The organism is Flavobacterium sp. FG19 (assembly GCF_057809475.1).
This window is the reverse complement of the sequence record NZ_JBMDKA010000001.1, coordinates 127,398-141,633: the sequence shown is the minus strand read 5'-3', so window position 1 is coordinate 141,633 and position 14,236 is coordinate 127,398. Positions and strand designations below refer to the sequence as shown.

Sequence of the window (14,236 nt, the reverse complement as noted above, 5' to 3'; positions counted from 1 at the left end):
AGAATAATTAAAAATAATTTGTTAAACCTGATTAGTGATGTTAATTTTGCGACAAATTTAATTTAAACTAATTCTAAATAATAATGCAGGTCAATAGAATAGTAGTACTGTTATTCATTTTCTTTACTTCACTACAGCAGGGATTTTCGCAAAATAACAAAGTTGTTTTAAATGGTGTCGTATTAGGAAACAACGGACAGCCTCTTGAAGGAGTTTCGGTAGCTTTAAAAGGAACAGCATATTCGACATTAACGAATGCCGAAGGAAAATATGAAATTAGTGCTGCTCCGGGTACGTATACTTTATCAGTAAGTTATGTTGGTTTCAAACCTAAACAAACCAGGATAAACTTAGATCAGTCTAAAACAATTACAAGCATTACTATTGAAGAAGATATGGCTTCTTTAGACGAGGTACAGGTAAAAGGAAAATCAAAAGTACAGCGTGTCCGTGAAGAAGCATTTAATATTACAGCTGTTGATTTGAAACAGCTTTACAACACTTCTGCCGACCTGAATCAGGTTTTAAACCGAACTACTGGTGTTCGTGTAAGGGAAAGCGGAGGAATGGGATCAGAATTTAAATTTACATTAAATGGTTTTTCCGGGGATCAGGTTAAGTTTTTTCTGGATGGAATTCCAATGGATAATTACGGATCTTCTTTTACACTGAATAATATTCCGGTAACTATGGCAGAACGTATTGAAGTTTACAAAGGGGTTGTTCCTATTGAACTTGGGGGAGATGCTATTGGAGGAGCCGTTAATATTATAACCAATAAAGCAGCTAAAAAATTTGTTGATGCTTCTTATAGTTTTGGTTCATTTAATACCCATAAAGCAGCGGTAAATACCCGTTTTACTACTCAAAATGGTATCGTTGCCAACATCAATGCTTTTCTGAATTATTCGGATAACAGTTATACGATTAATGCAAAAATTCCGGATTCTTTTTCTGGAGTATTTGGACCTGAGCAGGAGCTCAAACATTTTCACGATGGTTATAAGCAGGGAACTGTTATGGCCGAAGCAGGTGTGAAAGATAAAAGTTATGCCGACTATTTGCTCGTGGGAGTTGCTGGAAGTGCCAATAAAAAAGAAATTCAGCAGGGGGCTACTATGTATGCCGTTATTGGGGATGCCTTTACAGAAAGTAAAAATATAGTAACCTCTTTAAAATACAAAAAGACCAATTTGTTTGTAAAGAATCTGAGTGCAAATTTAGCCATGTCTTATAATATTGCTGAAGAAAGAAAGATAGATACGTCATCTGCTAGATATGACTGGTCCGGAATTCCAAAAGTTAAAAACTACGCAAGCGGGGGAGAAGTGAACCCGGATAAAAAGTCTATAATGGTGTTTGATGTTAAGTCATTGCAGAGTAATGCCAATTTTAAATATGATGTAAATGAGAATAACTCTTTTTCACTTAATTATACTTATCTGGGATACAAAAGAGAACAGGATGATGAATACCGTACAGATGATGTACAGGTAAAACCGTATTTAATTAAAAACTTTCTTGGTGTGGCTTATAATTTAAGCGCTCTGGAAAAGCGTCTGACCGTAAATACATTTGGTAAAATGTATGATTTAAAATCAAAAGTTTCTAAAACAGAAGGTACAGAGACTAGTTCTTTTAATGATATTGGTTACGGTATTGCCACAGCTTATTTTATAATTCCTGAAGAACTGCAGTTAAAAGCGTCTTATGAGCATGCTTACAGACTTCAGTCTCCAATTGAATTGTTAGGAGACGGATTATTAGTTGATCCAAATCCAAGTCTGAAACCGGAAAGCAGTGATAATTTTAATGTCGGTTTTGGTTATAAAAAAGGTTACAATGCTCACTCTTTCGAATTGCAGGGAAGTTTTATTTACAGGGAAGCCAAAGACTTTATTCAGCCTACAGCGGTAGGAACACACAGTATGTCCGTAAATAAAACCAATGTACGTGTTACAGGGTTAGACGGAGTTTTTAATTACGGATACAAAGACTGGCTGACTTTTCAGGTAAATGCAACTTACCAAAAAACAGTAGACATGAATCCAAACGGAGAGTATGGGACTAATCAGATTAACTATCTGTATAAAAAACAACTGCCTAATGTTCCTATTTTGTATGGTAATGCTGACTTAGGACTCTATTTCAGAAATTTAAAATATACACAGGATCTGTTCTCTGTAAATGTGTTCGCCAATTATTCAGACGGATATTATCTAAATTATCCTTCATTAGGAGCGCCAGAATACAAAAAGGAAATTCCGGAACAGCTTTTTTACTCTGCTTCGCTGGCTTATTCGCTTAAAAATGGCCGATACAATGTGGCTTTTGAATGCCGTAACATTACGAACGAAAGATTATACGATTACTTTATGGTGCAAAAACCGGGACGTTCTTTCACAGTTAAACTGAGATACTTCTTAATGTAATCGAATTATAAATAACTCAATTCAAATCTGCTTTTTTCAGCAGATGTTAATTAATTAAATACACAATTATGAAAACATTTAAAATTAAAAACCTGTTAGCTATAATGCTGTTTTCAGTTACGCTATTTTCATGCAGCAGTGACGACGCTCCAAAAGAGGAAGAACCAGAAGTAGAGACTCCGGAACCAATCGTAGTGAGTAAATATGTACTGGGATACTGGACAGAAACCTGGAACGCTAACTATTTATGGGCATTTGATTCATTAGAGCAATTAATGTCAGGAACAATTGATATGACAGGTAAAGGTATTGAACAGGGAGGATCTTATGTACCGGTTGCCAATACCTTGTTTGCTCTTGATACCGAGGCAACAGGTGCAGCGCCTTTTTACTTAAATGCCGCCAGCCAGTTAGTAGCAGGAAACCGTATTTTTATTGAGTCCTCTTTTGCTTATGGTGTTACTGATGATGATAAGCTATTAATTATTGGAGCATCCTGGGACGGAACATCAACAGATAATGAGTTAATCGTTTACGACCCGGAAAAACAAGCTATTACAGCCCGTAAATTCAATGATTTTCAAACTGAAACAGGACGTTTTGATTTCCCTACAGCTGTAACGGTAAGCGATGGTAAAATTTATGTTTCTGTTTTCAACAGAGATAAAGACTGGAATATGGTTCAGGATAAAGCATATATCAGAGTATATGATTACCCGTCATTAACTTTTGTAAAAAGAATTGAAGATACCCGTACTACAGCTGCCGGTATGTATTATACAGGTACAGGGGTGATCCGTACCGACTCAGGAAATGTGTATACTTTTTCTTCTAATGCTCTTTCTGCAGGTTACAAAACTCCTGAAGCAGATAAAAAATCAGGAATTCTTCGTATAAACAAAGGAGCATCAGAATTTGATGCAAACTATTTCTTTGAAACAGAATCAAGTTCATTGGGCGGAAAAGTAATCGCAGCTTATCCTATTGGAGGAGAAAAAGCATATGTTGTTTATATTCCAACTGCTGAAGATACAGCGCTTTGGGGATTCTTAAACCATGTTTCTTACAAGTTTAAATCTGCTATTATAGACTTACCTACAAAAACCATAACAAAAGTAACTGGACTGCCAGACCACGCGGGAGATAATTATTTTGGAATTGGAAGTTTATATGTAGAAGACGGAAAAGCTTATAAAGCATTTAAAACAAATGATGAGGTTCGTGTATATAAAATTGACCTGACTACCGGTGTCGCAACAAAAGGAGCATTGGTAACAGGGGGAGGAGTAGATATATCTGCTATCACTAAATTAACACATACAACACCTGCGACAACAGCAAAATAATTTTTTTTTAAAATTTCTTAAACCATATAATCACTGCCCTGGGGTATTGATTGTATGGTTTTTTTACTAACAGACATTTTTATCGGATGTAAATATTGTAAATCATGACTTTTACCAAAAAACAGATCCCAAATAAAAGCAATAAATCAAAATCAGCTTTTCGTAAAGTCAATGACTGGCTGCATTTATGGCTGGGCCTTATTTCGGGAACCATTGTATTTGTAGTTTGTGTAACGGCCTGTATTTGGGTTTTTAACGAGGAAATAACAGCATTAACCGATCCGGAAGGCAATACCAAAACAGAAAACAAAGCTCTTTTGACTCCATCGGAAATAATGGATATTGCGGTCAAAAAATATCCCCATAAAAAAGTAGAATCGGCTATTTTTAAGCAGGGAAGAACTATCGATGTTGGAATAGGCCAATGGGAAGACAAAGAGCGTTATACTTTAAAATTAAATCCCTACAGCGGTAAGATTGTAAAGGCAGAGACCCATCAGAAAGACGAATTTGTATTTTTTAACTGGATCTTAAAAGGACACCGTTTTTTATGGCTGCCATGGGAAATTGGAAGACCGATTGTCAATTATGCGACCCTGGTTTTCGTAATTCTGCTAATCACAGGACTAATCTGGTGGTATCCTAAAAAATGGAATAAAACCACAAGAGAAAAAAGTTTTAAAATTAAATGGAGTGCCAGCTGGAAACGTGTAAACATTGATCTTCATAACGTTTTAGGTTTTTATTCCTTATTGTTTTTACTTGCCATAGCACTAACAGGAATGGTTTGGGGTATTGAATGGTACAGCAGAGGATTGTACTGGACTACTTCGGGAGGCGAAAAACTGGTTGAATGGAAAGAACGACAGTCTGATTCTTTACAAAAAGGAAAATACGGCACTGTAAAGGAAATAATGGACGCTTCCTGGAAAAAAGTAATCGCCGATAATCCGGGAGCTCAGGGATTCTATTATCGCTTTCCGGATACTACAAAAGCCAAAGAAGCGATTTATATGATGGCCTATCCAACAAGAGGACAATTTTATAATGCCAATTTTTATTATTTCGATCAGCATACGGCAAAACGTATCACAGATGACGGACTCGATGCCAAAAGTTATGAGGAAGCAGGTTTTGGAGGAAAACTGAGAAAACTGAATTACGATATTCATATAGGATCTATCTTAGGTTTTCCCGGAAAAGTACTTGCTTTTTGTGCGGCCCTCATTGGAGCCAGTCTGCCCATTACCGGATTTATAATTTGGTACAACCGAAAGTGGGGGAAGAAAAAAAGCATTAAAAAATAAACAGAATGATGAATAATAAAGAAAAATCTAAGTCTAAAAGCAAATCCCGATTTAGTAAAATAAACGCCTGGCTGCATTTATGGCTGGGACTGGCCTCCGGAATTGTTGTTTTTATAATGGGAATTACCGGATGTATTCTGGTTTTTGAACAGGAAATAAGAGAACTCACATCGCCCTGGCTGAAGGTTGAAGCACAAAGTCCGGAAAAAGTTTTACCGCCTTCTGTAATTTATGCTTCCGTAAAAAAAGCACTGCCCGAAAAAGACATTCATGGTTTATGGTACAACGGTCTGGATAAAACCATAAAAGTAGATATTGATTCTGATACTTTGGTGTATGTAAATCCGTACAATGGCAAAATTACCGGAATGGTAGACCATGAAGATTTTTTTCATGAAATTGATGAAGGGCATCGTTATGTATGGCTGGGCCGCGAAACAGGCACCATCATAACTTCCTGGGCTACTTTGATTTTCTTTTTTCTTTTAATCAGCGGTCTGATTTTATGGTTTCCTAAAAAGTGGAATAAAACAACTTTTAACAGCAGTTTTAAAATCAAATGGAAGGCTAAATTCAAACGTATTAATTATGATCTGCATAATGTTTTGGGTTTTTATTCACTTGTTTTGGCTGCTTTAATTGCACTGACTGGTTTAATCATGAGTTTTCATTGGGTTCGTGAAAGCACCTACTGGATTACAGGAGGTTTTAGTAATGAAAAAGAAAAGAAAGAGATCGCTGCAGCGCCTCTAAAAGATACACTTTTAAAGCCTAAATACGATATACTTACCTCGTCGGACCTGATCTTTAATAAGGTCCGAAAAGAAATTGCGAAACAGAATAAAGAAGCTGTAATTATTCATTTTCCGGATGAACCTAAAGATAATTTTTACGCCTGTACCGATATGTATAACGGAAACTGGAGAGATTTGTATTTTGACCGGAAAACCTTAGAAATGCTTCCTGATTCCAGAAAATATATTGGCGATGAAAAGTTTCATGACTGGATGAGGCGTTCCAATTATAGTCTGCATGTTGGCGCAATAGGAGGTATTTACACTAAAATAATTTATTTTATAGCCAGTTTAATTTGTGCCAGTTTACCTATTACCGGATTTTACATCTGGTGGGGACGAAAGAAAAGCAAAAAATAAGTCATAAAACCAAAGAGCCTGCTGAAATCAGCAGGCTCTTTTTTCAAAAAAAAATAAAAAACAAAAAAACAAGTTTCAAGGGATGATTAAATTCTATAAGTAAACGCCAGCGTGGCAATACGATTATCCAGGTCGTATCGTTTGTTTATTGCAGTTTGCCCCACTACTGAGTTTATGTAAAAGTTATTCGTATTCAGTACATCGGTAAAGTTCAGTTTAAAATTTCCTTTTCCGGCCAGTACCTGTTTCGAAACCCCGATGCTCAAATCAAAAAAGCCATCTCTTTGATAAACGCCCAGATTCGATTTAGACTGGTATCTTGCATTGGCCTCTGCTTTTAGGTTTTCGTTTATGGTAAACGAATTCTGTACATTCAGATTAACCGTTGTAACAGGGGTAATGGTAGAAGAGTTCAGCACATTTCCCATAAAGCGGTTTTCGAAAACATTAAAAAGAGTGTTTACAGACCAGTATTTAGTAGGGTCGGCAGTATGTGTAATGTTAAGCCCGTAATTATACGATTTTGAAATATTGACCTGCGTGGTTACCGTAATATTAGTGTCCGGATCATAATTGTAAACTTCTGTAAAAACATCTTTGGTTGTATTGAAATACAGCGAAGCCATAAAGGCATTTTTCCAGGCATATCCAATTTCTGCTGTATGTGTAATTTCAGGAACCAGATTTGGATTTCCCTGAGAATAATTAAAAGCATCATCATAAAAACGGAACGGGTTCAGGTCAAACTGACTTGGTCTGTTGATTCGTTTACTGTATGAAATATGTGCAGCATGACTGCTGGTGAAATCATACTTTAATGAAAGACTTGGGAACCATTTTAAATAATCGTCCTTATGTTCTTCATTCAGTGTTTTCTGCAGGATGTTAATGGCTGTATATTCTGTTCGTAATCCTCCCTGAAGATTAAAATCACCAATTCGGTATTTGTAATTCGCATAGGCGGCATAGATCTGTTCTTTATATTCAAAATGATTCGTCGAATTGGCATCGATTACCCACGAATTATTGTCGAAATATTCATAAACTGATGGATTATCATTGTTTTTAATACTGCCTTTAAATCCCCACTCCAGAGTTTGTTTTTCTTTTAACGGATTGGTAAAATCTACTTTTCCTGTAAATACCCTTAACTGAGAAGGAATATATCCTCTGCGGTCGTTAATATTGGTTGTATTAGAAAAATCATCGGCGCTCTGAAACTGATTGGATCTGAATTTTGAGGTTTCATACTCAAAATCAAAAGCCATATTTTTTCCTTCGTTATTAAACTTATGAATTCCCGAAAAAGCATAGGTGTAATCAAACCATTTTTCTCTGCTGTCATTATACGTCAGGGCATCAAACTGCGGCTGGTTCATGGCATTTAATACCGTATTGGTTCCGTCGGCCCTGTTTTCGTAACGTCCTATTTTAGCATCTGCATAAGCTTCGATATTTGTTTTTGAGGAGATTTCATACTGTGTACCAATTTTAAAATTGTTAGACGTGAGCGGCTCATCAGTAACAGAAGTCTGATGGTTTGTTGTTGCAATCTGCTGGCGGGTCTGATCAGTATACTGAATCTGGTTAAACTCTTTGCGTTCCTCTTCGCCTCTGAAAGTATAGCTGTAATTTCCGTAAAAGCCCAGTTTGTTTTTGTTGTAACTCAGGTTTAGTCCGGAATTGGTTCTGTTCTTACGGCCTCTTGCATAACTGGTAAAAGCAGTTCCTTTTAGACCTGAATTGCTTGGTTTTTTCAGGATGATATTAATGATTCCGGCTTTTCCGGCAGCATCATATTTAGAAGAAGGATTGGTAATTACTTCAATTTGTTTGATATTGGATGAAGTTGTCGATTTTAAGTAATTGGCCAGTTCTTTCTGCGAAAGCTGTGTCAGTTTTCCATTTATCATGACCGCAACACCCTGCTGCCCGCGAATCGATAAATCGCCGTCCTGCGAAACCACGACGCCGGGAGCACGGGACAAAACATCGAGTGCCGTTCCTCCTTCGGAAACAATACTGTTTTCGACATTAAAAACAAGACGATCTGATTTTTGAGTATACAAGACTTTCTTTTTTGTAATTACAATTTCATCTAAAACATTAATAGAGGTCTCAACTATACTGTCATTTTCCTGCTCTGTTTGGGAATAGGAATAGACGGAAAATGCCAGCATAATTGAGGTTAAAATATTCTTCATGTCGTTTTTGGGCTTTTAATTTTGTAAACAGGCGTATTTTTTTAAGGTAAAACGATTTGTTCAATTTTATCCGATAGTTTTTTGCGAAAACTCACGGTACGGTTTAAAATGGATAAGAAGAAGTTTTTTATATGGGCGAATAAAGATGACATTATGTGGTATTATTAAGTTTGTGTTGGCAAATATAACACTATTTATAACAAGTCTAAATAAAAATAGTTAAAATTTACCCAAAAAAAATCTAATCGTTTGATAAAGAGAAGGTAACAGCTTTTTTTTATAAAACGAAGATTAGCGAAGAAATAAGAAATTTTCTAAAAAAGAAAACCAGTTTATTCCCGTAAAAAGAATAAACTGGTTTTAAAACGGTAACACATTCCCAATAGGTATCAGGAAAAAATGGAAAAACTTATTTTGTAATTTCCCTGAAGACTGCTTCCAGATTTTTATTTTTCTGATTTAACTGTAAAGTTTTTAATCCGTTTTCATTGGCAAAGTCAAAAATTGCCGGACGCATGTCTTTGTCAGTTACAAAAGTCAGCTCCCAGGTCATGTCATGTGTGTTGATGTAGGAAGAAATGTTTTCCAGTTTAGCTAAAAGCTGTTCTTCGACTTTATAATCAAACTCAACTTCAATGATTTGCTCTTTATTGTCGGCAACCAGATGGTCCAGTTTATTGTCGGCAACTATTTGTCCTTTGTCAATAATAATGACACGATCGCAGATAGCCTCTACTTCCTGCATAATATGTGTTGATAAAAAAATAGTCTTGTCTTTACCAATATTTTTGATCACATTTCGAATTTCCATTAACTGATTAGGATCCAGTCCCGTAGTAGGTTCGTCCAGAATTAAAACGTCGGGATTGTGCAGTAAAGCGTTGGCAAGTCCTACACGCTGGCGGTATCCTTTAGAGAGCTGGCCAATTTTTTTATGGCTTTCCGGTGTCAGTCCTGTCAGTTGAATAACTTCTTCAATTCTTGATTTCGACACCTTATAAACATCAGCATTAAAAGCCAAATACTCACGGACATACAAATCAAGATACAAAGGATTGTGCTCCGGTAAATAGCCTATGGACTGCTGGACCGCTTTTGGGATTGTCATGACATCATGACCATTTACAAGGGCTGAGCCGCTGTCGGCAAGTAAATAAGTGGTCAAAATTTTCATTAAAGTAGATTTTCCGGCACCGTTTGGCCCCAGAAATCCAACGATTTCTCCTTTCTCAATTTTAAAAGAAATTTCATTTAAAGCTTTTTGCTCTCCGTAACTTTTTGATATACTGTTTACTTCTATCGACATGACTTTTTATTTGCTACAAAAGTAAACAGAAATAGCTTCGATTACTACAATTTGCCGTTTAAAGTAAGTATAAATAAAAATTGGAAAGCCCTGAATTCACGGCATTGTTATTGTTAAAGGAATGCTAAAATTAAAATAAACCCAAATTATGAAAAAATTTCTAGTGATGGCTGCATTAGCTGTCTGCAGTTTCGCAAACGCTCAAAAAGGAACCATCTTAGTAGGAGGTAACATTGGATACTCTTCTGAAAAAAGCGAGTACAGATTTACTGAAGCCAAAACAAATGAATTTACTTTCTCTCCTAAAGTAGGTTACCAGTTTCACGATAACTGGACTGTTGGAGGTGAATTTACAGTTGCTTCTTCAAAAAGCGGTTTCATTGGTGACGAAGAAAAAATCAATGGATTCAAAGCTGGAGCTTTTGTTCGTTACTCTGTTCCGTTAAGTCAGACTTTTGCTGTTTTTGCAGATATGGGAGCTGGTTTCCAGAATCAAAAAGTTAAGAGCTACGAAAATGGATTATTAGAGTCAAAATCTAAAGCAGACGGTCTGTATGTAGGTGTAACTCCGGCTCTTTTCATCAATATGAAAAAAGGTTTCGGTTTAAACTTCAGTATTGGAGGTTTAGGATATGAAACATTAAGTTTTGATAATAACGGACCTGATTACAGTAATTTCTACTTCAACTTTGGTCAGACATTTAATATTGGAATTTCTAAAAACTTCTAATCTTTAGTTTTGTAAATTCAATTTCAGAAAGCATCCGCCGCGGCGGATGCTTTTTTTTATCTTAACATTTTTTTTAAGGTTTATTCATTTTTGAATCCCTGAAAGCAGGCTGTTTTTAAGTAATTGTTACGAAACAGATGACAGCAGGGGATTGGTATTTTTGTTGTTGATCATATGTGAAAACTTAATAAATTATTTACCTATGAAAAACATGTTACTTATTCTTGCTTTGTCCGTTTTTGGCTTTGCAAATGCCCAAAAGGGAACCATTTTAGTTGGCGGAAGTATCGAATATACTTCCAAAAATTTCAACAGCGAATTATCGGATTCAAATTCACACACCTTTGATTTTTCTCCCAAAGCCGGTTATCAGTTTCACGAGCACTGGACTGCAGGAGTAGAATTTGGGATTTCATCTTCAAAACAAACTGCCGGAACAGAAACAGACGAGTCAAAATACAACACCTTTCAGGCAGGTGCATTTGTACGTTATACAATGCCGTTGAGCGATACCTTTTCTGTTTTTGCCGATTTGGGAGCAGGTTTTCACAATGGTAAAGGAAAAAATTACCAGAACGGGCTGCTTATTTCAGAAAGCAAAACAGACGGTATTTACACAGACCTGACCCCGGCTCTTTTTATCAATATGAAAAAAGGCTTTGGATTAAATTTCAGTATTGGCGGATTAGGTTACAGAACTGTCAATTATGATGCTGTTCATGCAGATGAAAACTCTTTTTACTTCAACTTTGGTAAAACGGTTAGTATCGGAATTTCTAAAAACTTTTAGACTTAAAAGGTATATTTTATAAAGCACCTCTGTTGAGGTGCTTTTTTTGTACGGAAATTTATGAAAACTAAAACATATTGCTTAGCCCCGATAGAAACGGCATCCTTTTTCTGACTTTTTCGGTCAGGAAAAGATATAGTGAATAGCGGGACAGAACACAATTCTGAAAATGAAAATTTTCTGCTTCAAAAAACAATTCGATTTTTTGATTTTTAGTAAACTTATGAAAAAACTTTCAACCATAGAAAACATTGGGAATACAAATAGTATTTTTGTGATGGGTGAAATTAAGCATAGTACGGCTTTGGAGTTTTGATTTTTTTCTAGTCAGGAATTCATGTATTATTTTAAACGAAATGCTTTGCAATAATTCGTGAATTCGTGGTGAATAAAACTTAATCTATTGCCTGTTTTTATCCTAAAATAAAACGTATTTTTGACGTTTAGATGAAAAATCTAAAGTCTAAAATCAGAAATCTAAAATTCAAAAATGAACTGGGAACAACTTTTATCATTAAAACGACAGGGAGATACAATTAAAAGATTACGTGCAGAACAAGATGATACCCGATTAGGTTTTGAAGTCGATTATGACCGAATTATATTTTCGGCGGCCTTTAGGTCTTTACAGGATAAAACCCAGGTAATTCCGCTTTCCAAAACAGATTTCGTTCATACCCGTTTAACACACAGTCTGGAAGTTTCGGTGGTAGGAAGATCATTAGGACGTTTGGTTGGAAAAAAAATTATTGAAAAATACCCGTATTTAAAAGAAGTTCACGGTTATCATATGAACGATTTCGGTGCTATTGTTGCTGCGGCATCTTTAGCGCATGATATTGGGAACCCGCCTTTTGGACATTCGGGTGAAAAAGCAATCGGAGAGTATTTTTCAAGCGGAAAAGGATTAAAATACAAAGACAAATTAACAGCCAAACAATGGCAGGATTTAATAGATTTTGAAGGAAATGCAAACGGGTTTTCGGTATTAACAGCAAGCCGTCCGGGAATCGAAGGCGGACTTAGAATTTCATATGCTACTTTGGGTGCATTTATGAAATATCCAAAAGAAAGCCTTCCGAAAAAGCCAACCAGTAATATTGCAGATAAAAAGTACGGTTTCTTTCAGGCAGACAAATCATTTTTTGAAGAAGTTGCCGATGATATGGGATTAATCCCGAATAAAACCGACGGTGATATTGGTTTTGAAAGACATCCGCTGGCCTATCTGGTGGAAGCAGCAGATGATATTTGTTATACCATTATTGATTTTGAAGACGGAATTAATCTGGGGCTGGTTTCTGAAGATTACGCCTTAGAATATTTAATTAAGCTGGTAAAAGACAATATCGGAATTGAAAAGTACAATTTGCTGGAAACCAAAGAAGACCGTATAAGTTATTTACGTGCTCTGGCAATTGGCGCTTTAATTAATGATGCTGTTGATGTTTTTATTGAAAATGAAGAAGCCATTCTGAGCGGAAACTTTCCTTTTGCTTTAACAGAAAAAAGCAAGTACAAAGCACAGATGGATGATATTATCAAATTAAGTGTTGATAAAATTTATCAAAGCCGTGAAGTAATCGAAAAAGAAATCGTAGGCTATCAGATCATCCAGACTTTACTGGATAAGTTTATTACTGCATTTAATAACAAATACGAAGGAACGGCATCCAATTACGATAAACTGATCCTGAAAATGCTGCCGGAAAAACACCATTTAGAAAAAGAAAATTTATACGAACGTCTGCTGCATATTTGTCATTATGTTTCGCTTTTAACAGACGGGAATGCCTTAGAATTATATGAAATGATCCAGGGGAGAAAAAAGAGTTAAATAATAACACTGAAACATAAAAAAGGCTTTTTAGAAAATTTTCTAAAAAGCCTTTTTTATAATGTTCTCTGAACAGAACGTTAGGTAAGTAATATTTTTAATTACTGGAAAGCATAAACAAGACCTACTCCCAATACCTGCCTTAACTGCATTCGTGGTCCGTCGTTCACCTGTGAAGTAGTTCCGGTAGCAGGATCAACAACATCTTTTTTCGTTTTAATATCATCGTCATATACCAGATGCACCCCAATATTCGCTTTTACATAAGCATTTACAACCAGATCTAAGCGGGTGTCATAATCAATGTCGACATTCCCGAATCGGTTTAAATAGTCCGTATATAAACTCAGCCTGTTTTCATAAAAAACGTTTTTATAGATTTCGTTTTTCATATATCCCGTGAAAAGAATACCAAACTCCGCTTTTACTTTTTGCCCTTCCTGAACCATAATCTGGTTGTTTGGATCCAGCGGATCCGGTGCATACACCGCTTTCTTAACCCCGAAAGAACCCTGATTAGCAAGATATTGGTCTAATACTAAAGTAGTTTTTAATGTGATAGGAGAGAAATAAAATACCCTGTTTTTAGCTTTATTAGCATTCTCCGCTCCGGCTCCCAGAAAGATATAGGCAGGAGCAAAAGGTTTAGAGATAGCAACATCTCTGTTAGGATAATTATAACCGTTTGTAAACTGAGTGTTGAAATTTAATTTTGAAGAGTAGTACCAGTTTGATGCCGTATCTTTTCTAAACCCGTAAGTCGAGTTAAACTGGACAGCGTCGTCAGTTTTTCTTAACTCTGTTCCGTCTTGTTTATTTAGACCATATTTTACGATAAGTTCGTTTACCCATTTATGGTTTTTCTTTACATAAGTTCTTCCAAATTCTCCTTTAAATAAACCCGAAATAGAGCTTGTTCCCCCGGCACTCCAGTTCACAAAAGCAATTTCGGAAATATCAAAACCCAGCTGATTCTTTTTTGACCAATTAGAAGGAGGTTTTGGCGCCTGATTCGGACTCAAAGTCGTCTGTATGATCTGGGCGAAGTTATTTGAGGCAGATAACAGGAATAATAATAAAAAGATAGAACGTAATAATTTCATTAGATTTGTTTTTTTTAGGTGCCGCAA

At 36.0% G+C, this 14,236-nt stretch carries 10 protein-coding genes; 7 read left to right on the top strand and 3 right to left on the bottom strand.

From position 1 onward, the window contains the following. Positions 1–83: 83 nt before the first annotated feature. The 4 genes from ACODST_RS00605 to ACODST_RS00590 all read left to right on the top strand — a co-directional run bounded on the left by ACODST_RS00605 (position 84) and on the right by ACODST_RS00590 (position 6,239). On the top strand, positions 84–2,432 hold the full coding sequence (locus ACODST_RS00605) for a TonB-dependent receptor (protein WP_488930178.1): 2,349 nt from the start codon (positions 84–86) through the stop codon (positions 2,430–2,432). Between the two features lie 68 nt (positions 2,433–2,500). Then, on the top strand, positions 2,501–3,778 hold the full coding sequence (locus tag ACODST_RS00600; RefSeq protein ID WP_488930177.1) for a DUF4374 domain-containing protein: 1,278 nt from the start codon (positions 2,501–2,503) through the stop codon (positions 3,776–3,778). 104 nt (positions 3,779–3,882) lie between these two features. Beyond that, on the top strand, positions 3,883–5,085 hold the full coding sequence (locus ACODST_RS00595; RefSeq protein ID WP_488930176.1) for a PepSY-associated TM helix domain-containing protein: 1,203 nt from the start codon (positions 3,883–3,885) through the stop codon (positions 5,083–5,085). 5 nt (positions 5,086–5,090) lie between these two features. Then, positions 5,091–6,239, top strand: a complete 1,149-nt coding sequence (locus ACODST_RS00590) for a PepSY-associated TM helix domain-containing protein (RefSeq protein ID WP_488930175.1) — start codon at positions 5,091–5,093, stop codon at positions 6,237–6,239. 86 nt (positions 6,240–6,325) lie between these two features. Here the strand turns inward: ACODST_RS00590 and ACODST_RS00585 are convergent, their stop codons facing one another. Beyond that, a complete protein-coding gene (locus ACODST_RS00585) occupies positions 6,326–8,443 on the bottom strand; it encodes a TonB-dependent receptor domain-containing protein (RefSeq protein ID WP_488930174.1) in 2,118 nt (705 codons plus the stop codon). 409 nt (positions 8,444–8,852) lie between these two features. Further along, positions 8,853–9,749, bottom strand: coding sequence for a gliding motility-associated ABC transporter ATP-binding subunit GldA (gene gldA, locus ACODST_RS00580; protein WP_488930173.1), 897 nt, complete (start codon positions 9,747–9,749; stop codon positions 8,853–8,855). 148 nt (positions 9,750–9,897) lie between these two features. Between gldA and ACODST_RS00575 the strand changes: the two genes are divergently transcribed. The 3 genes from ACODST_RS00575 (at position 9,898) to ACODST_RS00565 (ending at position 13,106) form a co-directional block, all read left to right on the top strand. Further along, positions 9,898–10,479 (top strand): outer membrane beta-barrel protein, encoded by a 582-nt coding sequence (locus tag ACODST_RS00575; protein WP_488930172.1) that lies wholly within the window; start codon positions 9,898–9,900, stop codon positions 10,477–10,479. A 202-nt stretch (positions 10,480–10,681) separates the two neighbouring features. Beyond that, on the top strand, positions 10,682–11,269 hold the full coding sequence (locus tag ACODST_RS00570; RefSeq protein ID WP_488930171.1) for an outer membrane beta-barrel protein: 588 nt from the start codon (positions 10,682–10,684) through the stop codon (positions 11,267–11,269). Between the two features lie 490 nt (positions 11,270–11,759). Next, entirely contained in the window at positions 11,760–13,106 is a 1,347-nt protein-coding gene (locus ACODST_RS00565; RefSeq protein WP_488930170.1) for a deoxyguanosinetriphosphate triphosphohydrolase, read from the top strand. A gap of 101 nt (positions 13,107–13,207) precedes the next feature. On the opposite strand, the gene ACODST_RS00560 is transcribed toward ACODST_RS00565, so the two are convergent. Continuing rightward, a complete protein-coding gene (locus tag ACODST_RS00560; protein WP_488930169.1) occupies positions 13,208–14,209 on the bottom strand; it encodes a DUF3078 domain-containing protein in 1,002 nt (333 codons plus the stop codon). Positions 14,210–14,236: the final 27 nt, after the last annotated feature.